Origin of the sequence: Bordetella ansorpii, assembly GCF_900078315.1 — a bacterium.
Lineage (GTDB): Bacteria > Pseudomonadota > Gammaproteobacteria > Burkholderiales > Burkholderiaceae_B > Bordetella > Bordetella ansorpii.
Genome location: NZ_FKBS01000007.1, coordinates 168,747 through 190,038, shown reverse-complemented (window position 1 = coordinate 190,038; position 21,292 = coordinate 168,747). Strand labels below are relative to the sequence as shown.

At 67.4% G+C, this 21,292-nt stretch carries 21 protein-coding genes; 14 read left to right on the top strand and 7 right to left on the bottom strand.

Annotated features, from left to right (window positions below):
* The first annotated feature begins 79 nt into the window (after nucleotides 1-79).
* From A7W11_RS03300 to A7W11_RS03290, 3 genes are read left to right on the top strand one after another with little or no spacing between them, the layout of a single operon-like run.
* A complete protein-coding gene (locus A7W11_RS03300) occupies nucleotides 80-1,597 on the top strand; it encodes a class I adenylate-forming enzyme family protein (protein WP_066407979.1) in 1,518 nt (505 codons plus the stop codon).
* Nucleotides 1,598-1,651: 54 nt separating this feature from the next.
* On the top strand, nucleotides 1,652-2,629 hold the full coding sequence (locus A7W11_RS03295; protein ID WP_066407977.1) for a Bug family tripartite tricarboxylate transporter substrate binding protein: 978 nt from the start codon (nucleotides 1,652-1,654) through the stop codon (nucleotides 2,627-2,629).
* An 18-nt stretch (nucleotides 2,630-2,647) separates the two neighbouring features.
* Nucleotides 2,648-3,616, top strand: a complete 969-nt coding sequence (locus tag A7W11_RS03290; RefSeq protein WP_066407974.1) for an NAD(P)H-dependent flavin oxidoreductase — start codon at nucleotides 2,648-2,650, stop codon at nucleotides 3,614-3,616.
* A gap of 149 nt (nucleotides 3,617-3,765) precedes the next feature.
* Here the strand turns inward: A7W11_RS03290 and A7W11_RS03285 are convergent, their stop codons facing one another.
* Together A7W11_RS03285 and A7W11_RS03280 are read right to left on the bottom strand one after the other, a co-directional pair.
* On the bottom strand, nucleotides 3,766-4,752 hold the full coding sequence (locus tag A7W11_RS03285; RefSeq protein ID WP_066407971.1) for a Bug family tripartite tricarboxylate transporter substrate binding protein: 987 nt from the start codon (nucleotides 4,750-4,752) through the stop codon (nucleotides 3,766-3,768).
* A 127-nt stretch (nucleotides 4,753-4,879) separates the two neighbouring features.
* Complete coding sequence (locus A7W11_RS03280; RefSeq protein WP_066407969.1) at nucleotides 4,880-5,776, bottom strand: LysR family transcriptional regulator; 897 nt, start codon at nucleotides 5,774-5,776, stop codon at nucleotides 4,880-4,882.
* Between the two features lie 160 nt (nucleotides 5,777-5,936).
* Here A7W11_RS03280 and A7W11_RS03275 point away from each other — a divergent pair, with 160 nt between their 5' ends.
* The 10 genes from A7W11_RS03275 (at nucleotide 5,937) to A7W11_RS03230 (ending at nucleotide 15,608) form a co-directional block, all read left to right on the top strand.
* A complete protein-coding gene (locus tag A7W11_RS03275; protein ID WP_066407967.1) occupies nucleotides 5,937-6,851 on the top strand; it encodes an SDR family NAD(P)-dependent oxidoreductase in 915 nt (304 codons plus the stop codon).
* Between the two features lie 13 nt (nucleotides 6,852-6,864).
* Nucleotides 6,865-7,725, top strand: coding sequence for a MaoC/PaaZ C-terminal domain-containing protein (locus A7W11_RS03270; protein WP_066407964.1), 861 nt, complete (start codon nucleotides 6,865-6,867; stop codon nucleotides 7,723-7,725).
* Complete coding sequence (locus A7W11_RS03265; RefSeq protein WP_066407961.1) at nucleotides 7,722-8,936, top strand: CaiB/BaiF CoA transferase family protein; 1,215 nt, start codon at nucleotides 7,722-7,724, stop codon at nucleotides 8,934-8,936. The genes A7W11_RS03270 and A7W11_RS03265 overlap by 4 nt, the downstream gene beginning before the upstream one ends.
* A 92-nt stretch (nucleotides 8,937-9,028) precedes the next feature.
* Nucleotides 9,029-10,153 (top strand): ABC transporter substrate-binding protein, encoded by a 1,125-nt coding sequence (locus tag A7W11_RS03260; protein ID WP_066407959.1) that lies wholly within the window; start codon nucleotides 9,029-9,031, stop codon nucleotides 10,151-10,153.
* A gap of 13 nt (nucleotides 10,154-10,166) precedes the next feature.
* Nucleotides 10,167-11,039, top strand: a complete 873-nt coding sequence (locus A7W11_RS03255; RefSeq protein ID WP_066407957.1) for a branched-chain amino acid ABC transporter permease — start codon at nucleotides 10,167-10,169, stop codon at nucleotides 11,037-11,039.
* Nucleotides 11,040-11,069: 30 nt separating this feature from the next.
* Nucleotides 11,070-11,954 (top strand): branched-chain amino acid ABC transporter permease, encoded by an 885-nt coding sequence (locus A7W11_RS03250; protein ID WP_066407955.1) that lies wholly within the window; start codon nucleotides 11,070-11,072, stop codon nucleotides 11,952-11,954.
* The gene (locus tag A7W11_RS03245; RefSeq protein WP_066407953.1) at nucleotides 11,951-12,733 is read left to right on the top strand and encodes an ABC transporter ATP-binding protein; all 783 of its coding nucleotides are present in this window, start codon (nucleotides 11,951-11,953) and stop codon (nucleotides 12,731-12,733) included. Before A7W11_RS03250 ends, A7W11_RS03245 begins: the two co-directional genes overlap by 4 nt.
* Complete coding sequence (locus A7W11_RS03240; protein WP_066407950.1) at nucleotides 12,730-13,443, top strand: ABC transporter ATP-binding protein; 714 nt, start codon at nucleotides 12,730-12,732, stop codon at nucleotides 13,441-13,443. The genes A7W11_RS03245 and A7W11_RS03240 overlap by 4 nt, the downstream gene beginning before the upstream one ends.
* Nucleotides 13,443-15,107: an AMP-binding protein gene (locus A7W11_RS03235; protein WP_066407947.1), complete on the top strand. Its 1,665-nt coding sequence runs from the start codon at nucleotides 13,443-13,445 to the stop codon at nucleotides 15,105-15,107. The genes A7W11_RS03240 and A7W11_RS03235 overlap by 1 nt, the downstream gene beginning before the upstream one ends.
* A gap of 27 nt (nucleotides 15,108-15,134) precedes the next feature.
* Complete coding sequence (locus A7W11_RS03230; protein WP_066407944.1) at nucleotides 15,135-15,608, top strand: MaoC/PaaZ C-terminal domain-containing protein; 474 nt, start codon at nucleotides 15,135-15,137, stop codon at nucleotides 15,606-15,608.
* 41 nt (nucleotides 15,609-15,649) lie between these two features.
* Here A7W11_RS03230 and A7W11_RS03225 read toward each other — a convergent pair whose 3' ends face one another.
* The 5 genes from A7W11_RS03225 to A7W11_RS03205 all read right to left on the bottom strand — a co-directional run bounded on the left by A7W11_RS03225 (nucleotide 15,650) and on the right by A7W11_RS03205 (nucleotide 20,040).
* The gene (locus A7W11_RS03225) at nucleotides 15,650-16,582 is read right to left on the bottom strand and encodes a tripartite tricarboxylate transporter substrate binding protein (RefSeq protein WP_235816796.1); all 933 of its coding nucleotides are present in this window, start codon (nucleotides 16,580-16,582) and stop codon (nucleotides 15,650-15,652) included.
* Between the two features lie 109 nt (nucleotides 16,583-16,691).
* Nucleotides 16,692-17,393: a 3-oxoacid CoA-transferase subunit B gene (locus tag A7W11_RS03220; protein WP_066407932.1), complete on the bottom strand. Its 702-nt coding sequence runs from the start codon at nucleotides 17,391-17,393 to the stop codon at nucleotides 16,692-16,694.
* 1 nt (nucleotide 17,394) lies between these two features.
* Complete coding sequence (locus A7W11_RS03215; RefSeq protein ID WP_066407926.1) at nucleotides 17,395-18,060, bottom strand: 3-oxoacid CoA-transferase subunit A; 666 nt, start codon at nucleotides 18,058-18,060, stop codon at nucleotides 17,395-17,397.
* On the bottom strand, nucleotides 18,057-19,025 hold the full coding sequence (locus A7W11_RS03210; RefSeq protein ID WP_066407924.1) for a Bug family tripartite tricarboxylate transporter substrate binding protein: 969 nt from the start codon (nucleotides 19,023-19,025) through the stop codon (nucleotides 18,057-18,059). The genes A7W11_RS03215 and A7W11_RS03210 overlap by 4 nt, the downstream gene beginning before the upstream one ends.
* Before the next feature lie 127 nt (nucleotides 19,026-19,152).
* Entirely contained in the window at nucleotides 19,153-20,040 is an 888-nt protein-coding gene (locus A7W11_RS03205) for a LysR family transcriptional regulator (RefSeq protein WP_066407919.1), read from the bottom strand.
* 104 nt (nucleotides 20,041-20,144) lie between these two features.
* On the opposite strand from A7W11_RS03205, the gene A7W11_RS03200 reads away from it, so the two are divergent.
* The gene (locus tag A7W11_RS03200) at nucleotides 20,145-21,137 is read left to right on the top strand and encodes a Bug family tripartite tricarboxylate transporter substrate binding protein (RefSeq protein WP_066407914.1); all 993 of its coding nucleotides are present in this window, start codon (nucleotides 20,145-20,147) and stop codon (nucleotides 21,135-21,137) included.
* Nucleotides 21,138-21,292 lie beyond the last annotated feature (155 nt).

The window sequence follows — 21,292 nt, the reverse complement described above, 5'->3', positions numbered from 1 at the left end:
TGAGGATGCTTTCGCCACACTGGACGCACGCTGGATCCTGGCCCTTGCCTCCCGAACTTTCACCCCAGACGCCCTACCCATGCCGCAAGCGCACGCCACCCGCATCCATGACGTACTGGCCCATCAGGCCGGCGCGCGTCCCGACGCCGTCTGCCTGTACGAAGAAGGCGGCGGCACCGTCACCTATGGCCAACTGTGGCAGCAGGTGCGGCACGCCGCGCAATGGTTGGCTGGCCAGGGCGTACGACCCGGCCACCGTGTGCTCATGGTGGGCGAAAACTGCCGGGCGATGCTCGTGTCGATGTTCGCCTGCGGCATCGTCGGCGCATGGCCGGTGGGGGTGAATGCACGGCTCAGCCCGCGCGAGATCGCCGCCATCCGCGCCCATGCGCAGCCCGCGCTGTCGCTGTACACCAGCGGCATCTCGGGCGCGGCGCAAGGGCATGCGGACGATGCCGAGGCCCAGGATGCCGATCCCGAGGTCTGGGGACCGGGCCTGCGCATGGCCGTGGCCAGTGCGCCCACCGAGCCCGAGACCGGGCCGCTGGCCGCGGAAGTCGCCACCGTCATCTACACCTCGGGCACCACCGGCGCGCCCAAGGGCGTGATGGTGCCGCATCGCGGGCTGCTGCACTTCGCCGGCATCTCGGCGGCATCGCGCAGGCTGGCCCCCCGCGACATCGGCTACGCCGCCCTGCCCCTGTCGCACATCTTCGGCATCGCCACGGTGCTGATGGCCACGCTGCATGCCGGCGCCAGCCTGGTGCTGCGCAGCCGCTTCGATCCCGCCGACGCCTTCGCCGCGCTGGCCGAACCGGGCGTCAGCATCCTGCAGGGCGTGCCTACCATGTTCAGCCGCATGCTGGCCTCGGCGCCGCCGCGCGACACGCTGCGCGCGCCAGCCCTGCGCTACCTCTACACGGGCGGCGCCGCGCTGGATCCCACGCTCAAGCGCGACGCCGAACGCTATTTCGGCCAGCCCATGCACCACGGCTACGGCATCACCGAGTACGCGGGCTCGATGTTCATCACCGACATCGACCACCCCCGCGCCGACAGCGCCGTGGGCCGGGCCGTCGAAGGCGTGCAGATGCGCCTGGGTCGGCCCGACGCCACCGCGCCCGCGCAGGGCGAACGCGGCAACATCCTCATTCGCGGGCCGGGCGTCATGCTCGGCTACTACCGCGATCCCGAACAGACCGCGCGCACCTTGCTGCCCGGTGGCTGGCTCGACACCGGCGACATCGGTTACCTGGACGCGGGCGGCGCGCTGTTCATCGCCGGCCGCTCGAAAGACCTGATCATCCGCTCGGGCTTCAACGTCTATCCCATCGAGGTCGAGTCCGTCATCAACGCCTTTCCCGGCGTGCGTCTGTCCGCCGTCGTGGGCAGGCCCGAGGCGGACGGCAACGAAGAGGTCGTCGCCTTCGTCGAGCCCCTGCCCGGCGCGCGGGTCGACACCCCGCGCCTCATGGAACACCTGCGCACCCAATTGGCGCCGTACAAGCGGCCCGCTCGCATCATTCCCATCGATTCGATTCCCACCACCGTCAGCGGCAAGATCCTCAAGCAGCCGCTGAAAGAAAGGCTGGCGTAGGCACGTGCCCCCCAGGGTCCGTTCCACGACCGGCTCGACAACAGGAGACATGGCGTGAACTTCAAGACCTTCGTTACCGCCGCGCTGGCCGCGTCGGCGCTGGCCGCTGGCTGCGGCGCCAGCGCACAATCCACCTACCCCGACCGGCCCATCCGGCTGCTGGTCGGCTACGCGCCGGGCGGCCCGGTGGACACCACCGCCCGCGTGTTCGCGAAATACCTGGGCGACCAGCTCGGCCAGACCGTCGTGGTGGAAAACCGTGCCGGCGCCAGCGGCATGATCGCTTCCGACGCCACCGCCAAGGCCACCCCTGACGGCTACATGCTGGGCTTCGCGGCCAGCCCCACGCTGACCATGTCGCCGCTGGTCCAGCGCAGCACGCTGTTCGATCCGCGCAAGGACTTCTCGCTGATCGGCCTGGTGGTCGACTACACCAACGTGCTGTTGCTGGGTCCGCAAGTCCCCGCCAAATCGGTGGGCGAGCTGGTCGACTATGCACGCAAGCACCCCGACGGCGTATCGTTCGGCTCGGCCGGCGTGGGCGCCTCCAACCACCTGTCGGCCGAGCTGCTGAAGAAGCAGGCGGGCGTGCCCATGCTGCACGTGCCGTACCGCGGCAACTCCCCCGCCATGATGGACGTGGTCAGCGGCAAGGTCACCTTCATGTTCGACATCACCAGCACCGCCATTCCCTTCATCAAGAGCGGCAAGGCGCGCGCGCTGGCGGTCACCTCCAAAACGCGCAATCCCGAGCTGCCCGACGTGCCCACCATGATCGAGGCCGGCCTGAAGGACTACGAGGTGGTCGGCTGGTATGCGCTGGTCGGTCCTCGCGAACTGCCCAAGGACGTTCAGGCCAGGCTGACGAAGGCGTTGAACGCCGTGTCGCAGGATCCGGCCTTCCGCAAGGCGATGACCGAAGGCGGCTACACCATCAACACCGGCGACTCGAAGGCGCTGCAAGCCCGCATCGACAAGGAATACGCGATGTGGGCGGACGTCGTCAAAAGCGCCAACATCCAGGCGAACTGACCCTGCACGGAGGCAACCATGCGCGCGCCGAACTCTCTGCTTGCTCCGACTCGGCTGCCGGTGATCGGCGCGCCGATGTTCCTGGTTTCCGGGCCCGACCTGGTCGTGGCCCAGTGCGCGGCCGGCATCGTCGGCACGTTTCCGTCATTGAACGCGCGGCCGCAGGAACAACTGCATCAATGGATCAGCCGCATCGAGGACGGCCTGGCGACGCACCGCCAGGCGCGTCCCCAGGCAACCGTGGCGCCCTACGGCGTGAACCTCATCGTGCATCCCAGCAACGCGCGCTGGCAGGGTGACCTGGCCATCTGCGCGGAACGCCGCGTGCCGTTCATCGTGACGTCGCTGCACGCGCCCGACGAAGTGGTCAGACGCATGCAGCCGCATGGCGGTGTCGTGTTCCATGACGTCACCAACGTCAAGCACGCCAAGCGTGCCCTGGCGGCTGGCGTCGATGGCCTGATCCTGGTGGCCGCGGGCGCGGGCGGGCATGCGGGGCAGCTCAATCCCATCGCGCTGGTCAACGAGATCCGCGCGTTCTACGACGGCCCGCTGGTGCTGTCGGGCTGCATCAGCCACGGCAAGGACATTCTGGCCGCGCAGGCCCTGGGCTGTGACTACGCCTACATGGGCACCCGTTTCATTGCCACCGAGGAATCATTGGCCAGCGACGGCTATCGCGAGATGGTGCTGCAGTCGCAGGCGGCCGACGTCGTGTACACCCCGTATTTCTCGGGCGTGCCGGCCAACTATCTTTCCGAGAGCGTGCGGGCGGCCGGACTGGATCCGGCATTGCTGCCCGCCAGCGGCCCCGCCGCCTCGCCCAACCTGGACAGCACGTCGCGCGCCAAGGCCTGGAAAGACATCTGGAGCGCGGGCCAGGGCGTGGGCTCGGCGCAGGAGCTGCTGTCGGTCGAGATGCTGGTGGAGCAACTGGAGCAGGAGTATCTCCATGCGCGCGAGGCGCTGCTGGCGCGGGCGGCATGACCATCATGTCATCAGCGGCACGGCCCCTGCCGCGCCACTGAAGGCTGGCGTGCAAGGCTTGGCCTGATGGCAAGGCGCCGAAGGAGCGCTTGCGCGCATGGGTAGACAATGGGTTGACCACGCACTGCTGCGTGATAACCCATGCGATATCAATCCAGCTTGATGTTGGCCTTGCGAATGACGTCGCGCCACTTCGCGATCTCATTGTTCAGGAACTCGCGAAATTCGGCGGGCGAGCCCGGCTTGGGTTCGGCGCCCGCGGCCAGCATGGCCTTGGCCGTACCGGGGTCGGACAACACCTTCACCATGTCCTGGTTCAGCTTGGCGATGACGTCCTTCGGTACGCCCTTGGGCGCCATCACGCCGGTCCAGGAATAGGCTTCGTAGCCTGGCAGGCCGGACTCGGATATGGTCGGTATTTCGGGAAACAGGCTGGAGCGCTGCGGGTTGCCCACCCCCAGCGCGCGCACCTTGCCCGCCTTCAAATGCGGCACGGCGGACGGGCCATCGGCGAACATCATCTGCACCTGGCCGCCCAGCAGATCCTGCATGGCCGGCGCGCTGCCGCGATACGGTACATGCTGGATCTTCACCCCCGCCATGCTGTTGAACAATTCGCCCGCCAGGTGCGTGCCGCCGCCCGTGCCCGACGAACTGAACGACAGGCTGCCGGGCCTGGTTTTCGCATAGGCGATGAGTTCGCCGATGTTGTTGACCGGCAGCGAAGGATGCACCACCAACACGATGGGAAACACCGCGGCCATGCCGACGGGTTCGAAATCCTTGACGATGTCGTAGCTGAGGTTCCCGCGCAGGCTGGGCAGCACGGCGTGATGGATGGAGGCGAACAGGAAGCTGTAGCCGTCGGGCTCCGCCTTGGCCACGTATTGTGCGCCCACGATGCCGCCCGCGCCCGAGCGGTTGTCGACCACCGTAGGCTGCGACCAGATCTGGCCCAGCGGCTGTGTGGTGAAGCGTGCGGTGGTGTCGACCGGACCGCCTGGCGGAAACGGCACGGTGAAGTTCACGGCATGGGTCGGCCAGGCGCTTGCTGCGCGAGCCCAGGCAGGTAACAAGGCGGCGGCGCACGCGGCGCCCAGCGCCGCGGTGGCGCGGCGGCGTTGCAGGTCTATCACGGCATGTCTCCGGTGTGCTTGTTGTGCTTTTTTATTATTTGCCCAGGCACGGCAACCTGCCGATACACATTTGCGAAAGCCCCCCTTCCACGCCAAAGGCGCGCGCCAGGGCGGGGCAGGCAGCGCGTCAGCCCGCGGCCGCGCGCTGCACGTGTTCGATGAAGCTTTCGGCAAAGCGCGGCAGATCGCGGCCCCGCTGACGGCACAGCAGGCGGTCGCGCATCGCCCAGGAATCTTCCAGGCGAATGACGCGAAGCTTGTCGAAACGGCTGTAGCGCGCCACGCACGCGCGCGGCACCACCGCGATGCCGGCGCCCGCCTCGACCATGCGGCACACGGCCTCGAAGCTGCCCACGTGCACGCGCTGGCAGATGCGCTTGCCCAGGCCGCTGGCAATGTCTTCCAGGAAGGTCTGGATCGCGCTGTTGGGATGGATGCCGACGAACTGGTAGGTGTCCAGCAGATCGAGAAACTGCACGGTGTCGTTGCCGGCCAGCGGATGATCCAGCGCGGTGACCACGGTCAGTTCATCGCGGAACAGCGGCGTCACGTCCAGCCCGCTGACGTCGATGTTGCCCGCCACCAGGCCCAGGTCGCCCGCGCCCGCGCGCACCGCGATGACGATGTCGCCCGAGATCTTTTCTTCGAGCTCGACGTCGACGTCAGGGTTTTCCGCAAGAAAAGTCGACAGCGCATCGGCCAGGAACGAATTCGTGGCCGTGGTGTTGGCCAGCAGGCGCAGCTTGCCTTTGACACCCGACGCATACGGTTGCAGATCGGCATTCAGGCATTCCAGCTGGCGGAACACCGCGTTGGCGTGCTTGAGCAGCACTTCGCCCACGGGCGTCAGGGCCACGCCCGTGGCCATGCGCACCAGCAGGCGGGCCTTGAAGGCTTCTTCCATGTGCTTGATGCGGGCGCTTGCAGCGGGCAGGGAAAGGAACGTGCGCTCGGCCGCGCGTGTCAGGTTGAGCGTCTCCCCCACATTCAGGAAAAGACGCAGATCAGTCAAGTCATGTCTCATGTTCCACCACGCAGAAGGGGGGCATTTTTAATTTTGAATACTGCTCTAGGGCCCTTGAAATCTACCATGAGGGTCAATCGCAGGCCATACGGCACCTGCGACCCATTCATCACGCGGCGCGCACGCAAGCCTGTGTGCGACGCAGCATAGGAGACATTCAATGAGCGGCATGGTTGCGGGCAAGGTGGTGGTGGTCACGGGCGCGGGCGGCGGCATCGGCCGGGGCGTCGCGCTGGCCATGGCCCAGGCGGGTGCGAAGGTGGTGGTCAACGACATCGGCGTCTCGCTCACGGGCGAAGGCGGCGCGAAAGGCCCCGCCGAAGCGGTGGTGCAAGAGATCATCGACGCGGGCGGCCAGGCCGTCGCCAGCACCGACAGCGTGGCCTCGTACGAAAGCGCCAACGCTGTCATCCGCACCGCCGTGGATGCCTTCGGCCGCATCGACGCCGTCGTCAACAACGCCGGCAACCTGCGCGACCGCGTCTTCCACAAGATGAGCGAGGAAGAATGGCGCCAGGTGCTCGACGTGCACCTGAACGGCAGCTTCTACATGAGCCGCGCCGCCGCGTCGTTCTTCCGCGAACAGGAGTCCGGCTCGCTGGTGCACATGACGTCCACCTCGGGCCTCATCGGCAATTTCGGCCAGGCCAACTACTCGGCCGCCAAGCTGGGCATCGTGGCGCTGTCCAAGTCCATCGCGCTGGACATGGCGCGCTACAACGTGCGCTCGAACTGCATCGCGCCTTTTGCCTGGAGCCGCATGACCAGCTCCATCCCGGCCGAGACCGACGCCGAGAAGGCCCGCGTCGAAAAGCTGAAGAAGATGGAAGCCAACAAGGTCGCGCCCCTGGCCGTGTACCTGGTCAGCGACCAGGCCAGCGCCGTCACCGCGCAGATCTTCGCGGTGCGCGCCAACGAGATCATGCTGATGAGCCAGCCGCGTCCGCTGCGCACGGTGCACTACAGCGAAGGCTGGACGCCCGAGCTCATCGGCGAGATCGCGATTCCCGCCATGCGCAAGCACTTCTACGCGCTGGAACGCTCGCCCGACGTCATCGACTGGGATCCCATCTGAGGAGGGACGCCCCATGACGCTCGATTATCAAACCGTGAAGTCCTGGCCCTTCGACGACGTCGTCCAGCGCTACGAAGAAAAAGACACCATGCTGTACGCGCTGGGCATCGGATTGGGGTACGACCCCATGGACGAACGCCAGTTGCCCTACGTGTATGAAGAGAAAACCCTGCGAGCCTTTCCCACGATGAGCGTGGTGCTGGGCTTCCCGGGCTTCTGGGTGCGCGATCCTCGCACCGGCATCGACTGGGTCCGCGTGGTGCATGGCGAACAACGCCTGACAATGCATGCCCCCCTGCCGGCCAGCGGTACCGTCGTGGGCAAGACCCGTGTGTCGCACGTGGTGGACAAGGGCGCCGGCAAGGGCGCCATCGTCGTCAGCGAACGCACGCTGCACGATGAAGGCGGCAAACTGCTGGCCACGCTGCAGCAAAGCACCTTCTGCCGCGGCGACGGCGGCTTCGGCCAGGGCGACGCACCGCCCGAGGCGCTGCCCGCCACGCCCGACGCCGAGCCCGACCGCAGTTGCACGTTGCAGGTGGCGCCCAACGCCGCGCTGCTGTATCGCCTGAACGCCGATCCCAACCCGCTGCACGCCGATCCGCAGGTCGCGCGCAAGGCAGGCTTCGAGCGCCCCATCCTGCACGGCCTGTGCACCTACGGCGTGGCCGCGCATGCCATCGTGCGCACCTGGTGCGACTACGACGCCGATCGCCTGACCAGCCTGAACGCACGCTTCTCGTCGCCCGTGTTCCCCGGCGAAACGCTGCAATGCGACATGTGGCGCACCGAAGACCGCATCCAGTATCGGGTGCGCGCCGTCGAACGCAACGTCGTGGTCATCAGCCACGGCACCGCGACGGTATCCGCATGACCCGCCCCGCTGCACTGGACGGCATCCGGGTGCTGGACCTGTCGCGCATCCTGGCCGGCCCCTGGTGCACGCAGAACCTGGCCGACCTGGGCGCCGACGTCATCAAGATCGAGCGCCCCGGCGTGGGCGACGACACGCGCGGCTGGGGTCCGCCCTACCTGAAGGACGGCAACGGCCAGGACACGCACGAGGCGGCCTACTACCTCAGCGCCAACCGCAACAAGCGCTCGGTCGAAGCCGACATGGCCACTGCGGAAGGCGCCGCGCTCATCCGCGAACTGGCCGCCGTCAGCGACATCCTGGTCGAGAACTTCAAGGTGGGCGGCCTGGCGAAATACGGCCTGGACTACGCCAGCCTGCGCGAGATCAACCCCCGTCTCATCTATTGCTCCATCACCGGCTTCGGGCAGGACGGCCCCTGGGCCAGCCGTCCCGGCTACGACTTCATGATCCAGGGCATGGGCGGCCTGATGAGCATCACGGGCGAACGCGACGACCTGCCGGGCGGCGGTCCGCAGAAGGCCGGCGTGGCTGTCACCGACATCGTCACCGGCATGTACGCCACGGTGGCCATCCTGGCCGCCCTGCAGGAACGGCACCGCAGCGGCCAGGGCCAGCAACTGGACATCGCCCTGCTGGACTGCCACGTGGCGATGCTGGCCAATCAGAACTCCAACTACTTCACCTCCGGCGTGGCGCCCGTCCGCGCGGGCAATGCGCACCAGAACGTGGTGCCGTACCAGGTCTTCGCCTCGTCGGACGGCCATCTCATCGTCGCCATCGGCAACGACTCGCAGTACCGCGCGTATTGCACCGCCATCGGCGCACCCGAGCTGGGCACCGATCCGCGCTACGCCACTAACCGGCTACGCGTCACGAACCGCAAGGAACTGATCGGCCGGCTGTCCGGCATCATGCTCACGGGCAAGCGCGACGACTGGATCGCCAGGCTCGAAGCCGTGGGCGTGCCCTGCGGCCCCATCAACGACATCGCCCAGGCCTTCGCGCATCCTCAGGCGCAGGCTCGGCAATTGCGCCGCGACATCCCGCACCCGCTGGGCGGCGTGGCGCCCACCACGGCCAGCCCGATGCGCTTCTCGGCCTCGCCCGTCACCTACCGCATGGCGCCGCCCACCCTGGGCCAGCACACCGAGGAAGTGCTGCGCGACGTGCTCGGCAAGACCGTGCCGGCCAAGACGCCGTCCGCCTGACCAGGAGCCTTGCCCGAACCACATCCCCCGACGCCGCCCGGCAGGCGGCACATGCAGCAAGAACGACACCATAAAAAGGACGGAGACACACCATGAAGCGACTGCTTGCCCTGCTGGCCGTGTGCCAGGGGATCGCCGTAAGCCTGCCCGCGTCCGCGGCGGACGTCGTCATCGGGGGCCTGTTCCCCATGAGCGGCACCAACGCCGAATACGGCCAGACCTTCAGTTCGGGCGCCGATCTTGCCGTGCGGCACATCAACGAGGACAAGATGCTGTCGGGCAAGCTGTCCATCGTCTACGAGGACAGCCAGGCCCTGCCCATGCAGGGCGTCATCGGCATGAACAAGCTGGTCAACGTCACCAAGGTGCCGTTCGTGCTCAGCGCCTTCACGGGCGTGTCCAAGGCCATCGCGCCGGTCGGCACGCGCGCGAAGATCGTCATGGTCAATGGCGGCGGCGTCGGGCCCGACCTGGCCGAACTGGGCGACTACTTCTGGAACACCATCGCGCTGGCCAACGACGAAGTCCGGGCTGCCATTCCCTACCTGGCGCAACAGCGCAACCTCAAGCGCTATGCCCTGGTCTACGTCGACGATCCGCTGGGCCAGGCCATCCTGAAGGAACTGGGCGGCGCGCTGAAGACGGTGGGTGGCGAACTGGCCGGCAGCTTTTCGGTGCCCGCCACCGCGCAGCAGTTCTCCGGCATCGCCGCGCGCGTGCGCGACCTGAAGCCCGACGCCGTCTACATCGCGTCGTACGGCAGCCAGCAGGGGCAGATCATCAAGCAATTGCGCGACAACGGCGTGTCGCAGCAGATCGTCAGCTATTCGGCGTTCGCCATCCCGTCCACGCAGGCCCTGCCCGAGGCGCGCGGCGCCATCTTCTCCAGCCAGAAGGTCGACTGGGACAAGCAGGACAACATCACGCGCCGCATGCGCGACGACTACAGGAAGCTCAACGGCGGCAAGGAACCCAACCCCTACGTCGTCAACTATTACAACGCCGTGCGCACCTTCGGCATCCTGGCCGCCGCGCTCGAAAAGGCCGGCAAGCCCATCACCGGCGAGAACCTGCTGGCGCAGCGCAAGGCCACGCCGTCGTTCGATTTCGTCGGATCCACGGTCTCCTTCGCCGCCAACGGCACCGTGAAGGCGCCGATGCAACTGAACGAGATCGTCGAGAACGGGGCCAAGCCCATCGCCGACGTCGCCAACTGATCCGCGGATCGTCATGCTGCTCGCGCAACTGCTCGTCAACGGCATACAGACCGGCGCCCTGTATGCCCTGATCGCGGCCGGGTTCTCGCTGATCTTCGGCACGACCCGCGTCTTCCACGTGGCGCATGGCGCCACCTTCACCCTGGCCGGCTTCGTGTTCTACGAACTGAACGCCGTGCTGGGCTGGCCCTGGCCAGCGGCGGTTGTCCTGGCGGGCGTGGCGGCCGCCTTGTTCGGCGTGCTGGTCGACCGCTGGGTCTATGCCGTGATCCAACGCCACGAAGGCGCGTTCTTCACCCTGTTCGTCGCCTCGTTCGGGCTGGCCATCGTGGTGCAGAACCTGATTGCCATCGGCTTCGGCCGCGGCCTGGTGACCGTGCCTTCGCCGCTGAGCAAAAGCGTGGAAGTGGCGGGCGGGCTGTACGTCGCGCCGATGGCGGCGGTGGCGGTGGGCTGCGCGCTGCTGGCCTTCGGCCTGGTGCACTGGCTGCTGACGCACACCAACCTGGGCCTGGCCATGCGCGCGCTGGGCGAGAACGCGGCCCTGGTGCGCGCGTATGGCCTGACGCCGCGCCGGCTGTCGCAGTACGTATTCCTGATCGGCTCGCTGCTGACGGTGCCCGCCGCGATCCTCACGGCGGCCACCTCGGGCCTCAGCCCGTCGATGGGGCATCACGTCATGCTGATCAGCATCGCCGCCACCATCGTGGGCGGCGTCGGCAGCCTGCGGGGCGCGGCGCTGGCGGGCCTGTTGCTGGGCCTGGCCGAGAACCTGTCGCTGGCGTGGATCGATCCGCAATGGAGCGAGGCCGTCACCTTCGTGCTGCTGTTCCTGTTCATCCTGTTCCGTCCCGGCGGCCTGTTCGGCCGCGCGGTGGCGTCGTAGGCCCACGGCCGCACACTGGAGAGCCGACACATGCTGGCCTACCTGCAAAACATCGCCATCCTGTTCTGCGTGAACGCCATGCTGGCCGTCACGCTGAACTTCATCATGGGCTACGCGGGCATCTTCTCGCTGGCCCATGCCATCTTCTTCGGCGTCGGCGCCTACGTGGCCGCCAACGTCGCCCTGCACTTCACCGATTCGTTGTGGATCTGCGTGGCGGCCGCCATCCTGGTGTCCGCGCTGCTGTCCATGGCGCTGGCCCTGCCCGCGCTGCGCGTGCGCGGCGAGTACTTCGTCGCAGCCTCGCTGGGGCTGCAGGTCATCGGGGTCACGATCTTTTCCGAATGGAAGGGCGTCACCGGCGGCCTGGGCGGCCTGGTCGGCATTCCGCCGCCCACGGTCTTCGGGCATGCGTTGTCCACGCCGGGCGAGTTCCTGGCCCTGGCCGTGGGCGGGCTGATACTGGTGCTGCTCGTCACCACGGCACTGCTGCGCGGCAGTTTCGGCCGCAGCCTGATGGCCATTCGCGACAGCGAGTCGGCCGCGCAGGCGGCGGGCAAGTGGGTCGCGGCCATCAAGGCCCTGTCCGTGGCGGTCTCGGCCGGGCTGGCCGCGGTCGCGGGCAGCATCTACGCGTTCTACATGAGCTTCGTCAACATCGAGGGCTTCATGCTGGAGACCTCGATCCTGCTGATGGCCATGGTCATCATCGGCGGCACCGGCACGGTGCTGGGCCCCATCATCGGCGCGGCGCTGCTGATGGCCCTGCCGGCGGCGCTGACCTACCTGCCTTTCCTGCCGCCCCAAGAGTTGGGCACGCTGCAACAGATCATCTACGGCGCCATCATGGTGCTGCTGATGATGTATCGCCCAGGCGGCCTGGTGGGCGGACGCAAGCTGGGAGCCGCCAGATGAACGGGCCGGCCTCCCAGCATGCACAGCCGCCTTCCGCCCCCCCGCCGCGCGATGGCGAAGTGCTGCTGCGCATCAGCAACCTCAGCAAGAACTTCGGCGGCCTGCAGGCCATCAGCGACGTCTCGCTCGATCTTCCCGGCGGCCAGATCACCACGCTGGTCGGCCCCAACGGCGCCGGCAAGACCACCCTGTTCAACATGGTGACGGGCCACCTGACGCCCAGCAGCGGCGCCATTCTGTGGCGGGGCGAACCACTGGCGGGCCAGGCGCCGTGGCAGATCGCCCGCCGCGGCGTGGGCCGCACCTTCCAGGACCTGCGGCTGTTCAGCCAGATGAGCGTGCTGGAGAACGTCACCACCGTCATCGAGCGCGGCAGTTGGCTGTGGCAACGGCGGGCCGACCGTGTGCGCATCGAAGCCGTGCTGAACGAGGCCGGCCTGTGGGACAAGCGCCATGAACGCGCCGCCGACCTGGCCTATGCCGAGCGCAAATTCCTGAGCCTGGCCCGCATCATGGCGGGCGACGCCACGCTGTGGCTGCTGGACGAGCCGGCATCCGGACTCGATCCGCGCTCGTTCGCGCGCTTCATCGCGCTGCTGCGCGACTACGCCAGCCGTGGCGTGACCATTTGCGTGATCGAGCACAACCTCGACCTGGTCAACCAGTTGTCCGACCGCCTGGCCTTCCTCGACCAGGGACGCCTGCTGGCCTGCGGCGACCCGCAACAGATTCTGCAGGATCCCAAGCTGGCGGCGATCTACTTCGGAGAGCGATCATGAGCGCCCCCATCCTGGAAGCCCGCCAACTACAGGTCGGCTACGGCGGCCGCCCGGTGCTGGACGGCCTGGACGTGCAGCTGATGCCCAACGAAGTGCTTTGCCTGATCGGCCACAACGGCGCAGGCAAGTCCACGCTGCTCAAGGCCCTGTTCGGCCTGGTATCGCCTTCGGGCGGCGCCATCCTGCTGGACGGCCAGGCGCAGCAGCGCTGCGAGCCGCGCCGCCTGACCGCCGCCGGCATCTCGCTGGTGCCGGAAGGCCGCGGCATCTTCCCGGGCCTGACCGTGGCCGAAACCATGCGCCTGGGCCTATGGTCGGCGGGCGTGCCCAAGGCCGAGCACCCGCAGCGCCTGGAATGGGTCATGCAGGTGCTGCCCGCGCTGCGCAAGTTCTACGGCCAGCGCGCCGGCACTTTATCGGGCGGGCAGCAGCAGATGGTGTCGCTGGGCCGCGCGCTGCTCAGCCAGCCGCGCTGCCTGCTGCTGGACGAACCCTCCATCGGCCTGGCGCCCAAGCTGTTCCAGGACCTGATGGCGCCCATCCGCGACCTGCAGCAATCGCGCGGCATGGCCATCCTGATCGTCGAACAGAACGTGCGCGAGGCGCTGAAGATCTCCGACCGCGTCATCGTGATGAAGTCCGGCGCGCTGATCAAGAGCGGCGTGCCCGAAGACTTCTCCAGCAATGCGAACCTGATGGAGCTGTACTGATGTCCCCGCAGCCGACACGCCTGGCGCATCTGTACGCGCCCGCCCTGGAGCGCCATCCCGATGCCGTGGCCCTGTCCGACGAAACCGGGCCGCTGAGCTATCGCGAGTTCGACCAGTTATGCCGCCGCACGGCGGGCTGGCTGGCCGCGCAAGGCGTGAGGCCCGGCGACAAGGTGGCCGTGTGGCTGCCCAACCGCCGCGAATGGCTGGCGCTGCTGTTCGGCCTGGCCCGCCTGGGCGCCACGCTGGTGTCCATCAACGTGCGCTATCGCAGCGCCGAGCTGCAATACATCCTGAGCCGCTCCGGGGCGAGCATGCTGATCATGCAGCCCTCCTTTCGCAAGATCGACTTCCCTGCAGTGTTGAAGGACGTGGAGCCGGATACGCTGCCCGCGCTGCGAACCATCGCGCTGGTCGATGCGGAAGACGCCGCCTCGACCGTGATGCCCGGCCGCGCCACGGTGGCCTGCACACCCGGCACGGCCGCCGAGCATACCGGCGGCGACGCCGAGGCCCCCACCCGCCCCGTCATCCTGTTCACCACCTCGGGCACCACCAAGGGCCCCAAGCTGGTGATGCACAGCGCCACCACGCTGCTGGCCCACACCCGGCGCGTGGCCACGCATTTCGGCCTGACGGAGCCCGATACCCGCCTGCTGGCCGCGCTGCCCCTGTGCGGCGTGTTCGGCCTGAACAGCGTGCTGGGCGCGCTGCATGCCGGCGCCCCCATCGTGATGATGGATCTGTTCGAGGCCGGCCGCACCGCGCGGCTGCTGCGCGACGAACGCATCACGCACATGTACGGCAGCGACGAGATGCTGCGGCGCATTCACGCCGAGGTCGAGGGCGAGCGGCCCTTCCCGCACATCCGCGTGTTCGGCTTCGCCGCATTCCATCCCGGCTCCGTCGAACTGGCCGCCAAACTGGAGAGATGCGGTTTTCCGATGTCCGGCCTGTATGGCTCCAGCGAGGTGCAGGCCCTGTTCTCCATCCAGGATCCGGGCTTGCCCGTGGCCGAGCGCGCGCTGGGCGGCGGCCAGCCCGCCGCGGGCGTGCAGGCGCACGTGCGCATCCGGGATCAGCAGACCGGCGTGCTCTGCGAAAACGGCATGCATGGCGAGATCGAGATCCGCGCGCCCGGTAACTTCATCGGCTACCTGGACAACCCCGAGGCAACGGCCGACGCGCTGACCACGGATGGCTATTTCCGCACCGGCGACATGGGCTACGTGCGCGGCGACGGCAGCTTAGTCTATCTGGCCCGTATCGGCGATGCCCTGCGCCTGGGCGGCTTCCTGGTCGATCCGGCGGAAATCGAGTTCGCGCTGACCTCGCAACCGGGCGTACACGACGCCCAGGTCGTGGGCATCACGCTGGACGGCCAGCCCAGGGCGGTGGCGTTTGTCATCGCCGAGGCCGCGACACCGGACAGCGCGCACAGTCGCCACCAGGATCGCAGCCGAAACACCCAGGCAGGCCAGGACATCCAGGCCCAGGCGCTGCTGGACACGCTCAGGGCCACCCTGGCGCCCTTCAAGGTGCCCGCCAGGCTGTGGATCGTCGATGCCTTCCCGGTCACCTCCAGCGCCAATGGCGAGAAGATCCAGCGCGCCCGCCTGCGCCAGATGGCCGAGGAGCGCCTGCAACAGGAAACCCCGGCCTGACGGTCGAACGCTCACGGACATCACGCCATGACTTCCCTGTACTTCGAGGACTTCCAGGTCGGACAGCGCTTTCAAAGCAGCGGCCGCACCCTGACGGAAGCCGACCTGACGATGTTCTCCATGATCTCGGGCGACTGGAATCCCATCCACGCCGACAGCGTCTACGCCGCCGGCACACGCTATGGCCAGCGCCTGCTGCATGGCACGCTGGGCATCGCATTGGCCACGGGCATGATGCACGAGCTGGGCATCTTCCATAAATCCGTGGTGGCGATGCTGTCGCTAAAGGAATGGAAGTTCGAGAAACCGATCTTCATCGGCGACACGCTGCACCTGGTGCTGGACATCGAGGGCACCTCTGCCGGCACCAGCCAGCGCGTGGGCGCCATCGACCGGCGCATGCGCATGGTGAACCAGAATGGCGACGTGGTGCAGGATGGCCGCAGCGAGGTGCTGGTGCTGAAGAAAGCCGCCCTGCAGCAGAAGGCCCCGCCCGCCTGATGACAGGCGGCGGGGCCGCCGAGGAAGCGGATACGGCGCGCTCAGTTGATCTGCGCCCCCGATGACTTCACCGCTTCGCTCCACACCTTCAATTCGTGATCGATGTGCGCGCCGAACGCTTGCGGCGTTGACCCCACGACCTCATAGCCATAGCTGGCCAGTTGATCCTTGATCTCGGGCTTCCTGGCCGCCGCCGAGATGTCGGCGCTGAGCTTCTGGATGACGTCCTGCGGAGTCCCCGCGGGCGCCAGCACCCCATACCAGCCATTCACCACGAATCCCGGCACCGTTTCGGCCACCGTGGGGGTATCGGGCAGCAGGGGGGAACGCTTCTCGCCCGTCACCGCCAGGGCTTTCAGCTTGCCCGACTTCACCTGCGGCAACGACGTGGAAATGCTGTCGAACATCAACGAGACCTCGCCGCCCAGCAAGGCCACCACTGCCGGCCCGCTGCCCTTGTACGGCACGTGCATCATGTTGGTGCCGGTGGTCTTCTTGAACATCTCGACGGCCAGGTGACTGGTGTTGCCGTTGCCGGCCGAGGCATAGCTGAGCTTGCCCGGATTGGCCTTCGCGTACTCGATCAGTTCCTTCATGTTGTTGGCCGGCGTGGACAGGGGTGCCGCCACCAACAGCGGCAGCGTGGCCACCAGCGACACCGGCGCGAAGTCCTTGCGGGTATCGTAGGGCAGTTGCTTGTACAGGCTGTCGTTGATGGCGTGCGCCGCCAGCACCATCAGCAGCGTATAGCCGTCGGGCTTGGCCCGCGCCGTATAGGCCGATGCGATGGTGCCGCCCGCGCCCGCCTTGTACTCCAGCACCACCGGCTGGCCCCACTTTTCCTGCAAGGCGGCCGACAGGGGCCGTGCCAGCATGTCGGCGCTGCCGCCCGGCGGATAGGGAATCACCAGCGTGACGGGCTTGTCGGGAAAGCCCGCCGCCCAGGTCGCCGTGCCCGGCAGGGCCATCGCCATCGCGCACACGGCCAGGGCGCTGGCCGCCTTCCAGATCGTCTTGTTCATCCTTGTCTCCTCGTTGGCCCGCGTACGTGTCCGCCGCGGGCCTGTTCTATGGGGTAAAGACTCAATCGAAATAGGCGATGCCATCCGCGCCGACATACATGGTGCGCACCGACTCGGCGAATTCCAGCGGCGCGCCGGTGACGGACGCCAGGAAATCGCGCGTGACGCCTTCGGCCATGGCGCGCGCCACCAGGCGGCCCTCGGGCAAGACGTCGATGACGGCCAGGTCGGTGTAGACGCACGTGACCACGCCCGCGCCCGTGATGGGATAGGTGCAGCGCGGCAGGATCTTGGGCGTGCCGTTGCGGTCGCGGTGCTCCATCATCACCAGCACCTGCTTGGCGCCCACGGCCAGGTCCATCGCGCCGCCCACCGCGGGAATGGCGTCGGGCGCGTCGGTCTTCCAATTGGCCAGGTCGCCGTTGGCGCCCACCTGGAAGCCGCCCAGGATCGCGTAATCGAGATGGCCGCCGCGCATCATGGCGAACGACACGGTGTGCTCGGTGATGGACGCGCCGTCCAGCAGCGTGATGGGCTGGCGGCTGGCGTTGATCAGCATGGGATCGGCGTCTTCGGGCGCGGGCGCCGGGCCCATGCCCAGGATGCCGTTCTCGCTGTGCAGCACGATGTCCAGGTCGGCGGGCAGGTAGTCGCCCACCAGCGTTGGCATGCCGATGCCCAGGTTCACGTACGAGCCATCGGGAATCTCGCTGGCGACCAGTTGCGCGATCTGCTGGCGGTTCAGGGGTTTGATGTCAGGCATGTCAGGCCTCCACGCATACGACGGATTGCACGAAGATGCCCTGCGTCATCACCTGTTGCGGCACCAGGCTGCCCAGCGGCACGACCTCGCGCACCTGGGCAATGGCATGCCTGGACGCCATGCACATCACGGGATTGAAATTGCGCGCCGCCTGGTGATACATGAGGTTGCCCCAGCGATCGCCCACATCGGCGCGGATCAGCGCGAAGTCGCCACGCAGCGGCTGCTCCATTACGTAGCCCACGCCGTCGATGATCATCGTGTCCTTGCCGTCGGCCAATTCGGTGCCGTAGCCGGTGGGCGTATAGAACGGCCCGAGGCCCGCGCCGCCAGCGCGCAGCCGCTCGGCCAGCGTGCCCTGCGGCACGCATTCCAGCTGCACTTCGCCTGCGCGGAACGCACGGGCGAAGGCCTCGGCGTTGGGCGGGCGCGGATGCGAGCAGATGATCTTGCGCACCAGCTGCTTGTTCAGCAGCGCCGCGATCCCCTTGTCGAAGGTCCCGGCATTGTTGGACACGACGGTCAGGTCGCGCCGGCCCAGGTCCGCCAGGCCGTGCACCAGTTCGTAGGGCACGCCGGCATCGCCGAAGCCGCCGATCATCACCGTGGCGCCGTCCGGGATCACGGACAGCGCCTCTTGAATCGAATGCTGAATCTTGTCGATCATTGCTGCAGTTCCACTCCTGACTTGGCCACGATGTCTTTCCAGCGCGCGCGCTCGCTGTCGACGAAGGCCGTGAATTGGGCGGATGATTCACCGCCCGCCTGGCCGCCCAGCGCGCGGAAGCGGGTGATGACGTCCTCGCTTTTCAGCACTTCGCTGGCAGCGCGCTGTATCTTGTCGATGACGTCTTTCGGGGTGCCCGCCGGCGCCATCAGGCCGAACCAGGCGGTGACCACCATGTCAGGCACCCCCGCCTCGGCCATGGTCGGCACATTGGGCAGTTCGGGCACGCGCTTGTCGCTGGTGACCGCCAGCGCGCGGAACTTGCCGCCCTGGATGGACGCCATCGAACTGGGCAGGTTGTCGATCATGAAGGTGAACTGCCGGGCCATCAGGCCCGCCACCGCGGGCCCCGCCCCCTTGTAGGGCACGTGCGTGGCCTGGATGCCGGCGCGTTGCTTGAACAGCTCGGCCGACATGTGGGGCGACTGGCCCGCGCCCGAGCTGCCGAAGGTGGCCGCGGCGGGATCCTTCTTGATGAATGCGATGAGTTCCGCCACCGTTTTCACGGGCGTGGCCTCGTGCACCACCAGGATGTTGGGCACCGAGATGACCGTGGTGATGGGCGCGAAGTCTTCAGGCTTGTACGGCAGCGACTTGTACAGCGAATAGTTGATGGCGTTGGGCCCGATGTTGCCCATGATGAGCGTGTAGCCATCGGGCTTGGCGCGCGCCAGCGCCTGCGCGCCGATGATGCCGCCGGCCCCGGCCTTGTTCTCGACGATGACCTGCTGGCCCAGCTTCTGCGACAGCTTGTCGGAGATGATGCGCGCGGAGATGTCGGTGGTGCCGCCAGGCGACGCGGGCACGATCACGGTGATGGGCTTGTCGGGCCACGCGGCCCATGCGGCCTGCGAGCAGGCGAATGACAACACGCCGGCGCACAGCCAGCGACGGATTTGCGCCATGGTTTGTCTCCTTCGGCGTTTTTAATGATTGTGTGAAGGAGTGTAGGAAAGGCGCGCGAGCCAGCCTATTCCTGAATCGTTAAGAGGGCGTTCGACTCAGGTGATCAGCAAGCGTGCGGGTGCAGCATCAGGATCGTCCACGCAGGATCCCCAGAAACGCCTCGATGGCGGGGTTGAGATTGGCGGGATGATGCGCGGCCAGCAGCTCGGCCTGCATCGCGTCCGCGCCGCGAATGGCCACGTAGGCCAGCGCATCGTTGCGCATGCGTGCCAGCGAAGCGGGCACGACCGCCGCACCGAAACCCGCTTCCACCAGCGCCAGAATGGTGGGAATCATGCTCTCCTGCACGATGCGCGGGGGCTTGCCCGTGGAAGCCAGCATGCGGTGCAGCACCTGGCTGAAGTACCGGGAGTTCACCCGCGAGTAGCCGATCAATTCCAGTTCGGCCACCTGCGCCAGCGTGACCGACCGGCGACGCGACAGCGCATGGCCCTGCCGCACGGCCAGCACCATCGGTTCGGTGTGGATGCGTTCAGGCGCGAGATCGGCATCCGCGAAGGGCGGCCGCAGCAGGGCCAGATCCAGGCTGCGTCGATGCAGCGCATCGGGCATCTCGCTGGAGTTCATCTCCTGCAGAGACAGCGCAATGCCGGGATAGCGCTGGCTGAACGCGAACATGGCCTGCGGCACGCCGGTGTAGGCGGCGCTGGGCGTCAACCCGATGGTCAGGCGTCCTACCTCGCCCTTGCCCGCCTGCCGCACCGCGCGCACGGTGGCGTCCGCGTCGGCCTGCATGCGCTGCACGCGCCGGTACAGCTCGGCGCCCGCCGGCGTCAGGCGCACCGAGCGTGTCGTGCGCTCCAGCAACTTCACTTCCAGCAAGGCTTCTAGCCGTCGTACGCTCTGGCTCAGCGGCGGCTGGCTCATGTGCAGGCGCTGCGCCGCACGGCCGAAGTGCAGCTCTTCGGCCACGACCGCGAACACGTCCAACAGCTTGCTGTCCAGCGAGATCATTATTTTTCCCAGCAAATCAATGGTGAAAGAATAATGTATTGGACAACATAATCGGCCGATTCCTAACATCCCCCTCAGCCTTTCGACAACAAATGGGGAATCTCATGACACTGCTGCACACCGGGCTCAAGACCCTTGCCGGCACGGCGTTGGCCGGCTTGACCGCCATCGCAGCGCCCGCCGCCGCGCAACCCGCCTATCCCAGCCAGCCGATCAAATTCGTCGTGCCCTACGCCGCCGGCGGCAGCTCGGACACACGTTCACGCCAACTGGCCCAGCACCTGAGCGCCACGCTGGGCGTGCCGGTGGTGGTGGAGAACAAGCCTGGCGCCAGCGGCAACATCGGCACGGGCCAGATCGCCATGTCCAAGCCCGACGGCTATACCATCGGCTTGGGCAACTTCGCGCCCATGGCGGTGAACAAGTCGCTGTACACGCTGAACTTCGATCCCATCAAGGACCTGGCGCCCGTGGCGCTGATCGAACTGGGCCCGTTGGTGCTGGGCGTGAACAGCAAATCGCCCTACACCAGCCTGGACACCGTGAAGCAGGCCTCCAAGGCCAATCCGGACAAGTTCAACTACGCCTCGACCGGCGCGGGCAGCGCCTCGCACCTGGGCACCGAACTGTTCAAGACGCTGTCCGGCGTGCAGGCCACGCACGTGCCCTATCGCGGCGGCGCCCCCGCGTCCAACGACCTGATGGCAGGCAACGTCGACCTGTACCTGGAACTGCCCAGCCTGCTGATGCCGTATGCCAGCGGAGACGCGCCGCGCCTGCGACTGCTGGCGGTGAGTTCCGAGCAACGCGTGCCCGCCCTGCCCGGCGTGCCGACCTTCAAGGAACTCGGCCTGCCGGGCATGGTGATGTCGAACTGGTTCGGCGTGATCGCGCCGGCCGGCACGCCTGCCGATATCGTGAAGAAGCTCAACGAGCACATCAACAAGGCCTTGCAGGACCCTGCCTACCGCAAGCTCGTGGAATCGCAGGGCGGAGAAGTCGCAGGCGGCTCGCCCGAGACATTCCGCGACTTCATCGCCAGCGAAAGCGAGCGCTGGGGCCAGTTGATCCGCAAGCAGAACATCACCGTCCAATGATGCAGGAGCACGCAGCACCGGGCCCGGTCTGGGCCTTGAGTACCCCGGACGCGCTGGCCGCGAGCCGGCGCGACGAGGACGTCCGCGCGTGGACCCACCTGGACCCGACGTGCGACACGACGCTCCAATCCGGACCGCTTGCCGGCGTGGCATTC

Excerpts from the sequence above, each read along its gene's own strand:
- A7W11_RS03235 (WP_066407947.1), top strand. The coding sequence starts at position 13,443 with ATGTCCCCGCAGCCGACACGCCTGGCGCATCTGTACGCGCCCGCCCTG.
- A7W11_RS03280 (WP_066407969.1), bottom strand. The coding sequence starts at position 5,776 with ATGAGACATGACTTGACTGATCTGCGTCTTTTCCTGAATGTGGGGGAG.
- A7W11_RS03205 (WP_066407919.1), bottom strand. The coding sequence starts at position 20,040 with ATGATCTCGCTGGACAGCAAGCTGTTGGACGTGTTCGCGGTCGTGGCC.
- A7W11_RS03240 (WP_066407950.1), top strand. The coding sequence starts at position 12,730 with ATGAGCGCCCCCATCCTGGAAGCCCGCCAACTACAGGTCGGCTACGGC.
- A7W11_RS03255 (WP_066407957.1), top strand. The coding sequence starts at position 10,167 with ATGCTGCTCGCGCAACTGCTCGTCAACGGCATACAGACCGGCGCCCTG.
- A7W11_RS03290 (WP_066407974.1), top strand. The coding sequence starts at position 2,648 with ATGCGCGCGCCGAACTCTCTGCTTGCTCCGACTCGGCTGCCGGTGATC.
- A7W11_RS03300 (WP_066407979.1), top strand. The coding sequence starts at position 80 with ATGCCGCAAGCGCACGCCACCCGCATCCATGACGTACTGGCCCATCAG.
- A7W11_RS03220 (WP_066407932.1), bottom strand. The coding sequence starts at position 17,393 with ATGCCTGACATCAAACCCCTGAACCGCCAGCAGATCGCGCAACTGGTC.
- A7W11_RS03250 (WP_066407955.1), top strand. The coding sequence starts at position 11,070 with ATGCTGGCCTACCTGCAAAACATCGCCATCCTGTTCTGCGTGAACGCC.
- A7W11_RS03225 (WP_235816796.1), bottom strand. The coding sequence starts at position 16,582 with ATGGCGATGGCCCTGCCGGGCACGGCGACCTGGGCGGCGGGCTTTCCC.
- A7W11_RS03260 (WP_066407959.1), top strand. The coding sequence starts at position 9,029 with ATGAAGCGACTGCTTGCCCTGCTGGCCGTGTGCCAGGGGATCGCCGTA.
- A7W11_RS03265 (WP_066407961.1), top strand. The coding sequence starts at position 7,722 with ATGACCCGCCCCGCTGCACTGGACGGCATCCGGGTGCTGGACCTGTCG.
- A7W11_RS03230 (WP_066407944.1), top strand. The coding sequence starts at position 15,135 with ATGACTTCCCTGTACTTCGAGGACTTCCAGGTCGGACAGCGCTTTCAA.
- A7W11_RS03275 (WP_066407967.1), top strand. The coding sequence starts at position 5,937 with ATGAGCGGCATGGTTGCGGGCAAGGTGGTGGTGGTCACGGGCGCGGGC.
- A7W11_RS03200 (WP_066407914.1), top strand. The coding sequence starts at position 20,145 with ATGACACTGCTGCACACCGGGCTCAAGACCCTTGCCGGCACGGCGTTG.
- A7W11_RS03245 (WP_066407953.1), top strand. The coding sequence starts at position 11,951 with ATGAACGGGCCGGCCTCCCAGCATGCACAGCCGCCTTCCGCCCCCCCG.
- A7W11_RS03210 (WP_066407924.1), bottom strand. The coding sequence starts at position 19,025 with ATGGCGCAAATCCGTCGCTGGCTGTGCGCCGGCGTGTTGTCATTCGCC.
- A7W11_RS03270 (WP_066407964.1), top strand. The coding sequence starts at position 6,865 with ATGACGCTCGATTATCAAACCGTGAAGTCCTGGCCCTTCGACGACGTC.
- A7W11_RS03215 (WP_066407926.1), bottom strand. The coding sequence starts at position 18,060 with ATGATCGACAAGATTCAGCATTCGATTCAAGAGGCGCTGTCCGTGATC.